At 67.4% G+C, this 15101-nt stretch carries 12 protein-coding genes and 1 tRNA gene; 5 read left to right on the top strand and 8 right to left on the bottom strand.

Annotated features, from left to right (window positions below):
* Window positions 1-178: 178 nt before the first annotated feature.
* Both CWT10_RS06265 and CWT10_RS06260 read right to left on the bottom strand, forming a co-directional pair.
* Window positions 179-1513: a hypothetical protein gene (locus tag CWT10_RS06265; RefSeq protein WP_103063176.1), complete on the bottom strand. Its 1335-nt coding sequence runs from the start codon at window positions 1511-1513 to the stop codon at window positions 179-181.
* Window positions 1514-1621: 108 nt separating this feature from the next.
* Window positions 1622-1882: a hypothetical protein gene (locus CWT10_RS06260; RefSeq protein WP_128683321.1), complete on the bottom strand. Its 261-nt coding sequence runs from the start codon at window positions 1880-1882 to the stop codon at window positions 1622-1624.
* A gap of 160 nt (window positions 1883-2042) precedes the next feature.
* On the opposite strand from CWT10_RS06260, the gene CWT10_RS06255 reads away from it, so the two are divergent.
* Window positions 2043-2435: a type II toxin-antitoxin system Phd/YefM family antitoxin gene (locus tag CWT10_RS06255; protein WP_103063178.1), complete on the top strand. Its 393-nt coding sequence runs from the start codon at window positions 2043-2045 to the stop codon at window positions 2433-2435.
* 219 nt (window positions 2436-2654) lie between these two features.
* Complete coding sequence (locus CWT10_RS17335) at window positions 2655-2816, top strand: PIN domain-containing protein (RefSeq protein ID WP_233188153.1); 162 nt, start codon at window positions 2655-2657, stop codon at window positions 2814-2816.
* Window positions 2817-2821: 5 nt separating this feature from the next.
* On the opposite strand, the gene lysA is transcribed toward CWT10_RS17335, so the two are convergent.
* The 3 genes from lysA to CWT10_RS06235 all read right to left on the bottom strand — a co-directional run bounded on the left by lysA (window position 2822) and on the right by CWT10_RS06235 (window position 7548).
* Window positions 2822-4282, bottom strand: coding sequence for a diaminopimelate decarboxylase (gene lysA / locus CWT10_RS06245; RefSeq protein ID WP_168190759.1), 1461 nt, complete (start codon window positions 4280-4282; stop codon window positions 2822-2824).
* Window positions 4282-5958: an arginine--tRNA ligase gene (gene argS, locus CWT10_RS06240; RefSeq protein WP_174721988.1), complete on the bottom strand. Its 1677-nt coding sequence runs from the start codon at window positions 5956-5958 to the stop codon at window positions 4282-4284. The genes lysA and argS overlap by 1 nt, the downstream gene beginning before the upstream one ends.
* 297 nt (window positions 5959-6255) lie before the next feature.
* A complete protein-coding gene (locus CWT10_RS06235; RefSeq protein WP_244936783.1) occupies window positions 6256-7548 on the bottom strand; it encodes an ISAs1 family transposase in 1293 nt (430 codons plus the stop codon).
* Window positions 7549-7978: 430 nt separating this feature from the next.
* Between CWT10_RS06235 and CWT10_RS06230 the strand changes: the two genes are divergently transcribed.
* The 3 genes from CWT10_RS06230 to CWT10_RS06220 all read left to right on the top strand — a co-directional run bounded on the left by CWT10_RS06230 (window position 7979) and on the right by CWT10_RS06220 (window position 11068).
* Window positions 7979-9322 carry an Nramp family divalent metal transporter gene (locus CWT10_RS06230; protein WP_233188160.1) on the top strand — a complete coding sequence of 448 codons (1344 nt, stop codon included), beginning with the start codon at window positions 7979-7981 and terminating at the stop codon, window positions 9320-9322.
* Between the two features lie 82 nt (window positions 9323-9404).
* Window positions 9405-9477, top strand: a tRNA-Arg gene (locus tag CWT10_RS06225).
* Between the two features lie 388 nt (window positions 9478-9865).
* Entirely contained in the window at window positions 9866-11068 is a 1203-nt protein-coding gene (locus tag CWT10_RS06220) for an IS1249 family transposase (protein ID WP_342353552.1), read from the top strand.
* A gap of 316 nt (window positions 11069-11384) precedes the next feature.
* Here CWT10_RS06220 and CWT10_RS06215 read toward each other — a convergent pair whose 3' ends face one another.
* Genes CWT10_RS06215 through CWT10_RS06205 form a run of 3 tightly spaced genes read right to left on the bottom strand, consistent with a single transcriptional unit; the run spans window position 11385 to window position 15048 of the window.
* Entirely contained in the window at window positions 11385-13100 is a 1716-nt protein-coding gene (locus CWT10_RS06215; RefSeq protein WP_103064293.1) for a carboxylesterase family protein, read from the bottom strand.
* Between the two features lie 60 nt (window positions 13101-13160).
* Window positions 13161-13925: a glycerophosphodiester phosphodiesterase family protein gene (locus CWT10_RS06210; RefSeq protein ID WP_103064292.1), complete on the bottom strand. Its 765-nt coding sequence runs from the start codon at window positions 13923-13925 to the stop codon at window positions 13161-13163.
* A gap of 40 nt (window positions 13926-13965) precedes the next feature.
* Complete coding sequence (locus CWT10_RS06205; protein WP_233188389.1) at window positions 13966-15048, bottom strand: M23 family metallopeptidase; 1083 nt, start codon at window positions 15046-15048, stop codon at window positions 13966-13968.
* Window positions 15049-15101: the final 53 nt, after the last annotated feature.

The raw sequence follows: 15101 nt of genomic DNA, 5'->3' as shown, positions 1-15101 counted from the left end.
GTGTGCGCTCGCGCCGCCCACATCCGCGCACGAGAGCACATATCCTCAATTTGATCACGGGACTGGGCCGCAATGAACACTACCGTACCTTGACCCACTGTCCAGTCCAGATGGTGGCGCAACTCCGACCATGCCTCATCTACGCCTATGATGCGCAAAGGCTCCGGATCCCACATATTCAGGACTGCTCATTCATGTCCGCCACCAGCGGCTCAAGCAAGGGATGCACGCCGTACCAGTTGACAGTTCCGTTACGGTAGCACATCATAGCGCCTCGTGCCTGCAGTTCCCAGGCAAGCGCCGAGCGTTCCCGGGGAACCCGCAGGTATTTAGTTCGTTGTACATCGACCAGAATTTCCAAGTGCTCCTCGCTCAATCCGACGTCAAGGTTGGAACGCTCCCTGTTTTCCGCACTCTCAATCTCAACGACGTCAACCGGTAGAGCTCCCTCCTTGAGGAGCAGACCTGCTACCAGCCGGAAAAGGTCGCGAAATAATCCGCCGGAGTCGCGTATCACGCGATCAACCTGATCACCCAGTAACCGCTCCAGGTTCCGCTCCGGCGCGCGGCGGGATAGCACTTCACGGAGCAGCTCAATACCCTCAGCACAGTCTGAGCCGTCCCTCTCGCGCACCTTCACATTCAGGACCGGCCATCGTTGCCCGCGCCACCCCGGTGGATTCGCATGGATGGGGACTGTGTAGACCACGTGCATGCCAGGCAGAGCAAGTTCATCGGCGTAGACGGAAAACAGCGACTCCACAGACTCACGCACCTGATCGAAGGTGTCTGCCCGCCCCCGGTAGTGGTCGATAGAGTCCACGATGAATACCGGAGTGCGCTCGCCCGGCAGGTCCGCAACCACATCGGTGAAGAACTGGTGGATCTCTTTCCGGAATACGGCCCGATTAGACTCCAGCGCCTTTCTCACCTGCGCCCGGAAGGACTCATCATCACGCAGAGTTGCGCGCAGACCCAACGCAACCGGCCCTACTCCCACCTGCGTATGAATAGCCCCGTCCTGGCCCCAGCCCGCCGAGATCGGCCCGGCGGAGGCCTCCATGTTTACGTTCATTCGTCCCAGAAAATCCCAGAGACGTTCACGAAGCTTGTCCTGCGGCAGGCCAGCATCCTCACAGTTGTCAACGAAGCCCGCGGCCAGGCCCACAAGGAATGTGCCCTCATCAATCGGCAGTTCGGTGTTGAAGTAGTCCTCAACATCCCAGTACACGGGGACGTATCGCTCCGGATCTAGCTTGCGCCGCAGGCGCATCAGCTCCGTGGTCTTGCCCGCTCCCCGGTAGCCGGAGAGCAGCTGCACTGAGCCGCCGGTGGTGAAGTCAATGGCGTTAATGATCTCGGCAACCAGGTCAGGCCCAGCTGGTCCGTTAGGACTGGCGTAGATCGGCACGTAGAAGCGTTCGTACTCGTCCTCTTCGGACATGCTGCGTCCCTGCTGGATGTTCAGGGCCTGGTAGAAGGCCTTGCGGTACTCGCGGTCGCTGAGAGCCATGCGCAGATCATAAACGGTGCGACCGGACCGGAGAACAGGCCGCCAGAGCCATCCTTGGCCCCGCCAGAGCGGCATCCAAAGCATGCCATGACGCCACCTGCGCTCGGATCACCGCAGCCCCCGCACCACCCTAGCGCTGAGCACGCCCCAAGCTGCCAGTGAAGACAAGCTCAGTGCGAGTCCCGAGACGGTGTACAGGGACGGGGTGATAGCAACCACGAGCAGCAGGGCGATCAGGATGCAGGTCGCCAGCGTCCAGACAACCAGTGGGCGATCTCCAGTCAACCGAGCGGTAGTGCGTCCGCGGCCCGAGGGGCCGTCGTAGCGCCCCCAGGCCGGGGGCGGGGTCTCCAGGGAAGAGCGCGTCATGTCCATATCCCGACAGTAAGGAAGATCTCACCTGCGCAGTACGTCCCCGGGGTGGAATCACGGCCTGTGCTACTCCTCCTCAGGGAGTAGGGGTATTCCCCCAAGGGCTCAGTGCTCACCGCCCACCGCCGAGCTCACTCATGTAGAGCATGTAAAACGGTTGAGATTATCCAGTCATGAACGCTCAACCCGTGGACAGCCCGCATGGCCCCCGGCGCAGTCCTCTGGCTCCAGTCCCGCCGTCGCCGGCAGCACCCGTACCGTCAGCCTCCGCGAACTCAACCAGCGCTCCGGACGCATCGTCGCCGACGTCGTCTCCTCCCTTCGCCCCGTCACCATCACCGACCGTGGCCGCCCAGTGGTCCGGCTGGTGCCTATCGAACCCGACGAAACACCCTATGAGCGTCTGCTACGCGAAGGACTCATCCAAGAGGCCACGCACGAGCGAACCGGGCCGATCCCGCGTTCCCTGCCCCCCGAAGGGATGACACTTCAACAGCTACCGGACGAGGATCAGGAGGAATCGCGACAACATACCTCGACACTTCCGTGATCGGCCTCGTTCTTCTTGACCAAGAAGGCACAGACTCCGCACAGGCCATACTGGAGGCAGCGATCCACAGGGACAGACTCATATCCTCAGTTCTGTTCAAAATCGAGACCGCAAGACTCGCTCACCGCACCAGGATCACCGAGGAAGCAGCGGCGTAGGCGCTCAGTGATGTGAGCCTCGTCGGAATCAACAACGACGTCATCGAGCGCGCGTTCATTCGTGGGCGAGCTCAAGTCGCTGGATGCGATTCACCTGACCACAGCCCTCATCCTGGATGATCCGCGCGACCCGGTGACAGTCCTCACTCATGGCATGCGCCTGGCCAAAGCCGCCCGCACACAAGGGCTCCGCACATTCGACCCGGCAGAACCGTCGGCTTAGTCCGTTTAGTTCCCCTCCAGGGCAAGCAGGTCGGCGATGGTCTCCGGGCGCAGCACCCACCCCTGTTGGCCGTCCTCAACCCAGGCGACGCCGGGACGGGTGAACAGGTTGTAGTTGCTGGCCATGGAGCGCCCGTAGGCGCCGGTGGCCGGAATGGCCAGCACGTCCCCGACCACAAGGTCGGCGGGCAGGTCCACGTCGCGCGCGACCACGTCGCCACTCTCACAGTGCTTGCCGACCACGCGCGCGCGTACCAGTCCGGCCTCCGGGTCGGGGCGCCGATTGGCCACTAGTGCCGTATAGGCGGCGTCGTAGAGGGCCGGGCGGATGTTGTCGCTCATGCCGCCGTCCACACTCACGTACAGGCGGGCGGTCCCCTCCCCCAGCTCCACACGCTTGAGCCCGGTCACCGTGTACAGGGTGACCATGGCCGGTCCGGCAATCGAGCGGCCTGGCTCCACCGACACCTGCGGCACGGCGTCGCCCAGCTCGGCGCACAAGCCACGGACCGCCTCGGCCAGGGCGCGTGCCACCTCTGCGGGTGAAGGGGCCACTGGGTCGGCGCCGGTGTAGGCGATCCCGTAGCCGCCGCCCAGGTCCACCTCCTCGCACAGCACGCCGGTGGCCTTGGCGATCTGGTGGCGCAGTCTCAGCACGACTCCGACGGCCTCACGGAAACCGGCCAGGTCGAAGATCTGGGAGCCGATGTGGGAGTGCAGCCCGTGCAGGGTCAGTTCCGGGGCGGCGACTACGGCACGGGCAGCGTCCAGTGCGGCGCCGGTGACCACGGAAATGCCGAACTTCTGATCCTCGTGGGCGGTGGAGATGTACTCGTGCCCGCCGGCGTGGATGCCTGTGGTCAGCCGCAGCATGACCGAGCCGGTCTCCGCCGGACCGTAGACGCCGGCCTCACGCAGGTGACGCACGGCAGCGGCTGCTTGGCCGATCTCCTCGGCCGAGTCTAAGACCAGGTGGCCCACGCGGTGGGCCAGAGCCGTCGCGATCTCGGCCTCCGTCTTGCCGTTGCCGTGCAGGCCCAGCCGAGTGGCGCGCTCGGTGGCGGCCTCGCCGTCGACGTCGCCCAAGGCTGCCAGCCCGATGGCCAGTTCCCCGGCGGAAGCGGTGTCGATACCCATGCCCTCGGACAGGACGGTGCGGGCTACGCGGGTGGTCAGGAAGGCCTTGCCGGCGTAGTAGGCCTGGCCACCGTTCATGCCGTAGTCGGGCCAGAATTCCTCGGCCATGGCGGCAACCCAGGTGGCGGCGCGTCCGCGCAGGTCGGCCTCGTCCAAGACGAATACGGGAGTGGGGGCTTCGGCGAGGATCTCCCCCACGCTGCGCCCACCGATCTCCAGGGCGCCATCGGCGCGACGTCGGGCCGACCATGGCCACAGGTCCGGGCGGGCCTCGGGCTCAGGGGCCACCAAAGCGCCCAGGGGGGCCTCGCCCGGGGGTACGGCGCTCATCACATGCGCTCCGGAGCGCTCACGCCCAGCAGGCCGAGCCCGTTGGCGATGACCTGGCCGACGGCGTCGTTGACCCACAGGCGGGCGACGTGCCCGGCGTCGACCGGGTCGTCGCCGCGCGGAGTGACGCGGGTGGCGCCGTACCAGGTGTGGTAGGCGGCGGCAAGGCTCTCGAGGTAGCGGGCCACGCGGTGCTGCTCGCGCAGGGCGGCCGCCTGGGCGACGATGGCCGGGTACTGGGCGAGTACGCCCAGCAGCTGGGAGTCGTGGGGGGTGTCCAGCTGGGCGGGGTCGAAGCCGGCCTCGCGGGTCACGCCCCGCTCGATGGCGTTGCGGGCCACCGAGCGGACGCGGGCGTGGGCGTACTGGACGTAGTAGACGGGGTTGTCGTTGGAGGTGGAGGCCAGCAGGTTCAGGTCGATGTCGATCATGGAGTCCATGGAGGAGCGGGCCAGGGCGTAGCGGGCCGCATCCACGCCGACGGCGTCGACCAGGTCCTCCAAGGTAACCACGGTGCCGGCACGCTTGGACATGCGCACCGGCTGGCCGTCGCGCACCAGGTTAACCAGCTGGCCGATGATGATCTGCATGTTGACGCCGGGCTCGTCGCCGTAAGCGGCACACATGGCCATCATGCGACCGATGTAGCCGTGGTGGTCGGCGCCGAGCAGGTAGATGGCGCAGTCGGCGCCGCGGGCGCGCTTATCCAGATAGTAGGCGACGTCGGCGGCGAAGTAGGCGGGATCGCCGTCGGACTTGATCAGGACGCGGTCCTTGTCGTCGCCGAAGTCGGTGGTGCGCAGCCAGGTGGCGCCGTCGGCCTCGAAGATAACACCGCGCTCGCGCAGGCGGCCGATCGCGCGGTCGACGGCGCCGGAGGTGTGCAGGGAGTCCTCGTGGAAGAAGACGTCGAAGTCGGTACGGAAGTCGTGCAGCTCGGCCTTGACGGCGGCGAACATCAGGTCCACACCGCGGGCGCGGAAGACCTCGGTGGCCTCAGCGTCGGGCAGGCCGGCGGGGTCGGGGCGGCCTGCGGCAGCCTCGTCCGCGGTAACCCGCGCGGCGATCTCCCCGATGTAGGAGCCGCCGTAGCCGTCCTCGGGGATCTCCTGGCCGCGGGCGGCGGCGAGTAGGGAGCGGGCGAAACGGTCGATCTGGGTGCCGTGGTCGTTGAAGTAGTACTCGCGGGTAACCTCGGCGCCGCAGGCGGCCATGATGCGGGCCAGGGAGTCGCCGACGGCGGCCCAGCGGGCGCCGCCCAAGTGCACCGGGCCGGTGGGGTTGGCGGAGACGTACTCTAGGTTGATGTGCTGGCCAGCCAAGGAGTCATTGGTGCCGTAGGCAGTGCCGGCGTTGAGAATGGTGCGGGCGAGCTCGCCGGCGCTGGCGGCGTCCAGGCGGATGTTGAGGAAGCCGGGGCCAGCGACCTCGGCGGAGGCGACGCCGTCCAGGGCGCCCACGCGCTCGGCCAGCAGCTGGGCCAGAGCGCGCGGGTTGGTGCCGGCCTTCTTGGCCAGCTGCATGGCTACGTTGGTGGCCCAGTCGCCGTGCTCGCGGGATCGGGGGCGCTCGACCTTGGGGACCGGCACCTCCTCCACTGGCAGGGCGAGACTGCCGTCACTGGCGGCGGCGATGAGGATGTTGCGGATCGCTTCGGCGAGCTCTTCTGGGGTCACGCGCGCCAGCGTACCGGCAGTGCCCCATCCCGCCGAAACCAGCGCCATTCCCACGCCGAGTTCGGTCGAAATAACCACCGAGTTCGGTAGAGGTTACTGCCGAGGTCGGTAGAAGTTACTGCCGAGGTCGGTCGATATGGCCCTGACGTACCGCGCGGCGCTGCGCGTGCGGTACGTCAGCGCCCGGAGCGTCACCTGCCCAGCAGCTGTCGGTTTCTTCCGGGCGCCCTGCCGCCGCCGGTTCGGCGACGACGGCTTCCCCCCTCTGTCCAGGGGCTCGGCAAAGTCGTTGGGTGGTCATGGGGTTGTTAGGAGTTTGATGGCTTTGGTGGGTCTTCGTGTCATGGCCCGGTTGGCTGAGGCGATGCCGGTGGTGGCCGGGTCGTCGTAGATGGTGCGGATCAGGCTTATGGCCAGGTTCCGCAGGGTGGCCATCACCTGCGGCCCGGAGCCGGTCCTGAGTTGGTGGCGGTCCTCGTCATAGGTGACATCCCGTACCCAGTGAACACGGTTTTCTATCGCCCAGTGGCCCTGTATCCAGGCGGCGACTTGCTCGGGCGGGGCCTGCTCGGGCGGTATGGAGCAGACCAGGTAGACGACCTCGGTGCTGCGCTTGGACTTCTTGCTGCCGTCGGGCTGGTGCTTGGTGGTGGTGCGGGTGCGGCGTACCTGTAGTACTTGGGCCGCGCTGGGAAACTCAATCCAGTCCGGGGTTGCCACGGCTTTGATGGTGCGGCGCACCCGCCGCCCATGAGAGCAGTCAACCCCCGACACGGCGGGGACGTCCTTCCAGGGCAGCGCCTTCAGCTTCGCCCTGAGACTGGGCTGGTTGTTCTTGACCGTCAGCAGGTAGTCGGCGCCCCGGTCGCGTATCCACTGCGCTGTGTCGGTCTGGGTGTGCAGTGCGTCAGCAGTCACGACCGCTCCGGTAAGGTCATGGGGCGCCAGCAGCTGTTTCAGGGCGGGTATCTCACTGGTCTTGTCGGCCACGCGCTGCTGGGCCACCACCGCCCCGGACTCCTGGTCCAGCGCCGCCAGCAGGTGCGGCACCCCACCGCCACCATCACCGCCGCCATCATCACCGTCTCCGCTGTTGTTGTTCTTGGGTTTGGCGCCGCGCATGGTCTTGCCGTCCACCGCGATAATCCTGCGTCCGTCGATGGTGCCGGTGCGGGTGAGCACCCACGAGGCGATCCGAGCGTCAAGGTCGTCGGCGTCCAGGCCGGCCAGGGCGCGGCGGATCGTCGACTCCGACGGGATGCCCCGGTCTTGTGGTAGTCCCAGCTGCTGTAGTTGGCCGCCGGTCAGGTCGCGGGCGTGCTCCCAGATCGCCAGCAGGGTGCGGCAGCCGGCCAGCACCCCCACCGCCGCCAAAGCCAGCACAGTGTCCAGGCGGTGACGCACCCCGCGCCGATCACGCGGGTCCGGGACAGTGGCGAACACCCCTGTCAGGGGCTGGCGCGACAAGGCAGGAGTGGTGGATGATGACACAGCGGCGCGACCATCCAAGGCAATGGCTTTTTCGAACACCTCCATCGTCTCCGACGGGTCGCGCCGCACCCCCACCAACACACCGAAAACCCCTAACAACCCACAACCCAGCCAACGACTTTGCCGAACCCCTGCCCCTCTGTCTGCTGCCGCGCGGTAGCGGCTGCACCAGTTCACGCCACCAAACGTTGGGCATGGGTCCGAGGTGCGGCGTCCCGAGATAGCTGTTATCGGCGTCTACAGCCCCAGTTCAACGTCTCCGACACTCGCTCAGATGTGCGTGAGATCTTCCGTACATATTTACGTGAAGATCTACGTACGTTATGGCCGTCGTGCGAACTCGCCTTGAAACAGTCCGAAGCACCGTCGATTCTGCACCGATTCAAAATACCGAGCGCACACATGTGGTCCGTCAAGCCGCCCGACGCAGGCTTCCCTACAGAGGAGTAGAATTTCGGGAACCCGAAACCATGTGAGGAGGTCGACCGTGTCCGATCCCGGCCACATCCCCGACGCCGTCGACGACATCGTGCGCAAGCACGCCCCCAAGTCGCGCCCACCCCGGCACCGGCTGCTGGCGCTGCTCGGCCCGGCCTTCGTGGCCGCGGTCGCCTACGTGGACCCCGGCAACGTGGCCGCGAATATCACCGCCGGCGCCCGCTATGGCTACACGCTGGTGTGGGTACTGGTACTGGCCAATGCCATGGCGGTACTAATCCAGTACCAGAGCGCCAAGCTCGGCATTGTCACCGGCCGCTCGCTGCCACAGGTGCTCGGGGACCGGCTCGGCCGTGGCCCGCGCCTGGCCTACTGGGCACAGGCGGAGCTGGTCGCCGCCGCCACTGACCTGGCCGAGGTGATCGGCGGCGCCGTTGCTCTGCACCTGCTGTTCAACATCCCGCTGCTGACCGGCGGCGTAATCATCGGCGTCGTCTCCATGCTGCTGCTGGCCCTGCAGGAGCGCCGCAGCCAGCGCACCTTTGAGGGGGCAGTGGTGGCGCTCCTGGTGGTGGTGACGATCGGCTTCGTGGGCGGGCTGCTCATCGCCCCGCCCGACTGGGGCGAGACCTTCGCCGGCCTCATCCCCCGCCTACAGGGCTCGGGTAGCCTACTGGTGGCCGCCTCCATGCTCGGCGCCACCGTCATGCCACACGCCATTTACCTGCATTCTTCCCTGGTGCGCGACCACCACGAGGAGATCGGTGAGGGGCACGCCGAGCGCCAGGCCGACGGCCCCACCCCAATTTCAGACGACGGCGCACCCGCCACTCCCGGTGGTACCACCCATGCCGACGGCGCCTCCTCCGGGCAGGCACGCACCGGTCGGCTTATCCGTGCCACGCGCGTAGACGTGATCTGGGCGCTGGCGCTGGCCGGCGGCGTCAACATTGCCCTGCTGCTACTGGCCGCCTCCGCCCTGTCCGGCGCAGACGGCACCGACACGATCGAGGGGGCGCACGCCGCCATCACCGCCTCGCTGGGGCCGATAGTTGGAGCCGTGTTCGCCATTGGACTGTTGGCATCCGGGCTGGCATCGACGTCAGTGGGCGCCTACGCCGGCAGCGAGATCATGGCGGGCCTGCTGCACATCCGCGTGCCCCTGCTGGCCCGTCGCGCAGTCACGCTGGTGCCGGCGCTGATCATCATCGCCGTAGGGGCCGAGCCCACCTGGGCGCTCGTGCTCAGCCAGGTGGTGCTGTCCTTCGGGATCCCACTGGCGATCGTGCCGCTGATGCGGGCAACGGGCTCGGAACAGGTAATGGGCCGGTGGCGCGACGGCGCATTACTGCGCTGGACCTCCCGCGCGGCGGCGGCGCTCATCATCGTGCTTAATCTGGCGCTGGTGGTCCTCACACTTACGGGTAACGGGTGAACACCAGGGCGTACACGTCGGCGAACACCACAGGACGCCGGTTTCCGTCCAGTGCCCGAACGCTGGTACAGTCACGCCTCGGGCCCCGGTAGCTCAGTGGATAGAGCGTCTGCCTCCGGAGCAGAAGGCCGCAGGTTCGAATCCTGTCCGGGGCACCGGCCCCGAGCCCCCGCCCGACCCCGAGTCGGCGGGGGCTTCGTCGATCCTGAGGGACGCTGTAACAGAATGCCTCTGAGTCCCTGGCAGCTCAAGGCACCGTCGCGCGTCGGTGGCCGCCGTTACGCTGAACGTGCCTTCTCCGGCACCTCCTCTCGGAACACTCAATGTCCTTGGCCGGGAAGGTAGGAGCCAGGAGGGAGGTGGGGGCCATGTCCAAGCCGAAAGGCCGACATGCCAAAGTCCGCAAGGGCATCCGCAAGGGCGAGTTATCGGCGCGAACGTGGTGCTTAAGATCGGGGTTTTGGTTGCTGTGGTGCGGGAAAGTCGGAGTGATTATGGTCTGGGAGGTTAATCCGGGGCGGTGCTTGACATTCGCGGGTAGATGTGCGTGCCGTGAGAACACGGTCCCCACGAGCAAGACTCTGCCCGATCTGCCAGACCCCGATGAAGAAGTCCGGCCGCACCGCCGCAGGCACCAGGCGGTGGAAGTGCACCGCCTGCCGGTCCTCAACCACCGCGCCGCGCCCACCCTCGCCGGGTAGGGCCGAACAGGCGGTGCTGGGCGAATTCATCGACTGGGCGACCGGCAGCCGCTCCCAGGCCGACATCTCCGGTGGTAGCGGCAGGGCGTTTCGCCGCCGGACGGCCTGGTGCTGGGACATCCCAGTACCCAAGCCGCCGGTCACCGGCGAGGTGTACTCCCAGATCTTCATCGACGGGATGTGGCTGGCCCACAAATGGGTGCTCCTGGTGGCCCGCAGTCCCACGCACGTGATCGCCTGGCAGTGGGCCGCGTCCGAGAGCGCGGCGGCCTACCAGGCGCTGCTAGCCGACCTGGCCCCGCCCGACCTGGCAACCACCGACGGGGCCGGCGGCGCCTTGAAGGCCATCGCCGCCACCTGGCCGGGCACTCCCATCCAGCGGTGTCTGATCCACGTGCACCGCGACACCGTCCGTGACCTGACCCACCATCCCAAGACCACCCCCGGCAAGGCCCTACTACGCCACTCCCGCAAACTGCTGAGCATCTCCACCACCGAGCAGGCCACCAGGTGGCTGGTGACCCTGAACGACTACGGCATCCAGTACAAGGACTGGCTGAATCAGCGCACCACCGCCCAGCAGGACCCCCAAACCGCCGCCCGCACCGGCCGCAAGTGGTGGTACACCCACCCCCGGGCGCGCCGCGCCTGGCGGCGCCTGGAACGCCTGGCCAAGCAGGGCCAGCTGTTCGCCTACCTGACCGACCCGGACGGCAAGCCCCGCCCCACCCCCGCCGAGCGCACCACCAACCCCATAGAGTCCATCAACTCCCAGGTCCGCGACCGGCTGCGCCACCACCGCGGCGCCACCACTGATCACCAGGCTGCCATCGCCGAATGGACACTGCACACCTACACCCAGGCACCGGCCACGCCCGCGGTGATCCTGGCCGACTGGCACACCCAAGGCCGCCCCCAGCGCGCCCGCACACCCAAACCCAAAACAAACAAGCCCACCACCAGCCACCCCGCCGGATGGGGCACCACACCCACCCCCGAAGAAGGCCTCTGGGCCCGCAAAGGCTGGGCCGGACGAACCAGCTAGAACACCACGACACGCCGGTCTAAAGCACCACGTTTACGCCTATAACCCGCAAGGGCAAGGGAATGGCCCGGCAGGTGAGCGAAGTGTTCGAAGCTCTCGCTCATCCGATCCGGGCCATTGGTGTCCTTGTGGATGCCCTCAGCAGGTGGCTCAACTGAACTGCCTGCGTCGGGGAGCCATCCGTATGCCACCGGGTGGCTCCCCTCTATTGTGCCCGCGGCGGATCTCGCTGGCAAGCCAAATAGGCGCAAGACAGGTCGGGTTGTTATCCGTCAGGGCCGGGCCTCGGCGTTCCCCACACGCTACTGCACTGCGATCAGCGCGCGCCGGCGGCGAGATCCCGGTCGGTGTCGAAGATGACGCGGTCCTCGGCCACGGTCAACTCCCCGGAGCGGTTGTCACCGAAGCGGCGTCCTCTGCTCCGTCCCGTCCAAGGCTCCCATCCGGGTTCACCGGTCTCAACGAAGCTCAACCACGCCGAGTGCATCGCGTCCGCGAGCGCCTGCGGCGGGGCGGCGCCGAGCGTGTGCTCGCAGTAGGGCTCGCTCAGGCAGTCGAAGGCGAAGGGAATCTCCATGCAGTGTGTGGCCAGTCCCGCCCTTCCGCCGCAGTAGCTGAATTCATAGGCATAGCTGCCGGCCGGGCCACCGGCGGGACCCGCCGTCCCCCCGATGCCCTCGGCTCCCTCACTCGCCTTCCCGGCGTGCTCAGCGCGGGCTAGGAACCATCCCGCGAGCGGAACATGGAAGGTCGCGTCCGAGATGAGGTTGCCGATCACCATATGCGGGGCGTCGGCGTGCTCGGGGTGTGCCGCTAGCAGCCGGTCGGCCATCGCCTCGCTCATGCCACCGGCCACCAACACCTCGCGCGGATCGTGTCCAGCCATCGCCTCGGCGTAGGCCATGCCGGCTAAGGCGAAGTCGTGCGTGGTCGAGCCGGCAAGAATCGGGACCTGCGCCCCGTCTCCCCGCCGCATGGCCTGCCGGATCGGGGCGGAGATGATCTCACCGTCAACGGTTGGGCAGAAGGGAATGTCGGTTCCGGGCCGGGCGATGCCCGCAAGCACTCCGGCTACGGCGGCCACCGGATCGGCTCCGGCTGCGGTGACGCTGCCTTCATCGCCACCATCGTTGTCGGAGCCCAAAGCATTTTGCGCGGTGAAGATCTCGTCGTAACTGCGCGAACGGAACCCGGCGAGCGCAGGCTCCACGCTGAGGGCCGCGGCCATGCGGGCGGCGTTATCGGCGTTGCGCGCGGCCTGCAGGTCAGGCACGGCGCCGGACTCGGAGATTATGGCGCGGAACAGGCCCCGGGCGCGGGGCACCGACAACAGCACCAGGCCATTGCCGCCGCCGGCGCTCTGCCCGCCGATCGTAACCTTGGCAGGGTCGCCGCCGAAACGGGCAATGTTGTCCCGCACCCACTCCAGGGCCATGACCTGGTCCAGTACGGCCCGGTTGTAGGGGGCGTCGGAATCCGGGATGAACCCGTAGCCGTCAAAACCGAGCCGGTAGGCGATCGACACGGTTACCACGCCGTCGCGGTTAAAAGCGGCGCCGTCGTACCAGGGCGAGTTGTGGGAGCCGGAGGTCCAGCCGCCGCCGTGAATCCACACCAGCACCGGCAGGCGAGCGCTGTCGTCACCGGGTGTGGGGGTGAAGACGTTGAGGGTGAGGGTGTCCTCCCCGGGCACACTCGGCTCGGGGATGGCCGGATCAGCGAAGATCGAGCCGCGTTGCGGGGTGGCGCCGGGAAGAACTGCGGCAAGCTCACCCTTCCAGCGCCCGCGCGGCACGGGAGCCAGAAATCGCAGATCCCCCACCGGCGCCTGCGCGTAGGGGATGCCGTAAAAGGCGGCCGAGCGCTCGTACCTGGCGGCCGGACCGACCCGGTCTGGGGCGGATACGATCTCACGCCATACTCCGCACACCGTCCCGGCGGTGGTTTCCACCCGAGGACCAGCCAGCCCCATGGGGACGGCGATTGGCGTGGAGGCGACGTGCGGGGAGGGAGGCGGTGTGGAAGTGGCCATGATCCGATTCTCGCCCCACGACCGCCCGCTCGTCACCAGTTAGACATCGGGATATTGTCCTTATTCCTCCACCCGAGCGCCTCCGCCGAGCACTTCCAGAGCCAGGGCGGGGCGGTCGGTGATGACGGCGTCGACGCCCCGGGAGGCCAGCGAACGCATCTGTTCAGGCTCATCCACGGTCCACACGTGCACCTCGAGCCCGGCGGCATGCGCCTGCGCTATGAAGCGCCGCGTAACCACGGGCACGCGATGGAATCTGACCGGCACCTGGACGGCGTCGACCCGCCCCCTGGTCCAGGCCCAGCGGGTGTGCGGCACCGGTACGGCCGCCTCGCTGAGCAGCATGAGCCCAGCGACGTCACCGATCCCAAGGGATGTGATGGCCCGCGGCTCCTGACGCCGCAGCATCGCCAGACGGCGCGCCGAGAAGGAGGCGAAACGCACCCGTGCCAGCGCGTCGGCCGCGCGCACCGTCTGCAGTGCCGGTTGAACGACCGCGGAGTCCTTCAGATCGATGTTGAAGCGGATTCCGGGGTGAGCGGCCAGGGCATCGTCCAGACGCACATGAGGGCGGCCGTCGCCGGCGTCTACCTTGGACAGTTCCTGCCAGGTCAAGTCGGCGATACGTCGCTCGTCACCGGCGGTACGCGTCAGGTCGGGGTCGTGGGAGAGGACGACGACGCCGTCGGCGGTGGCCCGCAGATCGGTCTCCATCCAGGTCAGGCCGAGTCCGGCCACATGTTCGACGGCGGTCCACGTGTTCTCGGGGGCCTCGCCGCCTCCGCCCCGGTGGGCGACTACGGCGCAGCGGCGGGTGGGACTCATGAAGGGAATTCTCGCAGGCTACCGTGGCGCATGCAGGCGTTCAGGAGCAGTCTGTGGTCAACTCGGCGGCGCCGTGCTCCGCGAGCCACGCCTCCGGCTCCACTGATGAGGAGTCCTCGGTGTCATCGGCGGTACGCACCTCGAAGTGCAGGTGCGGGCCGGTGGAGTAGCCGGTGGAGCCAGCGCCGGCAATGAGCTGCCCGGCCTCCACCTTCTCGCCCTCGGAGACGTAGATGCCGTCCTCGTACATGTGCAGGTATCGGGTGTACCAGACCTCACCGTCGATCTCATGCTTAATGGTGACAGTGCCGGTGCCGCCATCCATGCCGGCGGCGACGACGGTGCCGGAGGCGGCCGCGTAGATCGGTGTGCCCGTGGGCGCCGCATAGTCCTGGCCGGCGTGGAGTTTCATGTACCCCAAGGTGGGGTGCAGGCGGTAGCCGTACGGGGAGGAGACCGTGTAGGTGCCGGCGATCATGGGGTGGAAGACCTCGGGGGCGGAGTTGAAGGCCGCGGTGTCACCCGAGGCTCCGGCGGTCTGAACGGCACAGGTGGCGGAGGCGTTCTCGTATGCCTCGCGAATGCGGGCCAGGGTGGCGGCGTCGGGAACGTTGGACAGTTCAGGGTCGGATTCGGTGTCAACATCGGCGTCGGAGCCGAGTACGGCGGCCGCTACAGAAGAGGAGGAGTCGGTAGTTCCTGGTTCGGTGGGCTCCGCGGAGCTGCTGCTCGACGCCGCCACCGCCTGCGGGCTGGTCAACAAATTAGAGCTCAGGGGGGCGACTACGGTTACTAGGGCGAGGACCACGAGCACACCGGCCCGCCCGACCGCACCGATGCGGCTGTGCCGCCGTGAGGGAGGAAGATAAGGGGACGGTCCGGCGTCATCCTCCGCCGTCGGACGGTGATCATGCTCCGACTCACGGCTGTAATGCCGATGAGTGCGGGTAACGCTCGCCGCCGTACGGGCGGGCGGGCGCGATGAAGGCTTGTAAGAGGGAGGCAGGTCGACGGTCTGTACCGCGGGCTCGTGCCCACGTTCCGCTACGGCGGCCTCCCGCTCCCGTTGTGCTGCTCGCTCCGCGTCACGGCGTTGACGCCGTGTCATGGGCTGTTCGGCCACGCAGTGCCTCCAGAGGTAGTACTCGCGGCCACCGTCGCGGCCGACCGCAGCAC

The organism is Actinomyces qiguomingii, assembly GCF_004102025.1.
GTDB lineage: Bacteria > Actinomycetota > Actinomycetes > Actinomycetales > Actinomycetaceae > Actinomyces > Actinomyces qiguomingii.
Note: the sequence above shows the minus strand (reverse complement) of the source record. Positions and strands in the feature narration are given on the sequence as shown.

What these genes read in the sequence shown, in the direction of transcription:
- lysA (WP_168190759.1), bottom strand. Translation starts at nt 4,282, where the DNA reads ATGAGCGCCGTACCCCCGGGCGAGGCCCCCCTGGGCGCTTTGGTGGCC.
- CWT10_RS06210 (WP_103064292.1), bottom strand. Translation starts at nt 13,925, where the DNA reads ATGAGTCCCACCCGCCGCTGCGCCGTAGTCGCCCACCGGGGCGGAGGC.
- CWT10_RS06260 (WP_128683321.1), bottom strand. Translation starts at nt 1,882, where the DNA reads ATGACGCGCTCTTCCCTGGAGACCCCGCCCCCGGCCTGGGGGCGCTAC.
- CWT10_RS06215 (WP_103064293.1), bottom strand. Translation starts at nt 13,100, where the DNA reads ATGGCCACTTCCACACCGCCTCCCTCCCCGCACGTCGCCTCCACGCCA.
- CWT10_RS06265 (WP_103063176.1), bottom strand. Translation starts at nt 1,513, where the DNA reads ATGGCTCTCAGCGACCGCGAGTACCGCAAGGCCTTCTACCAGGCCCTG.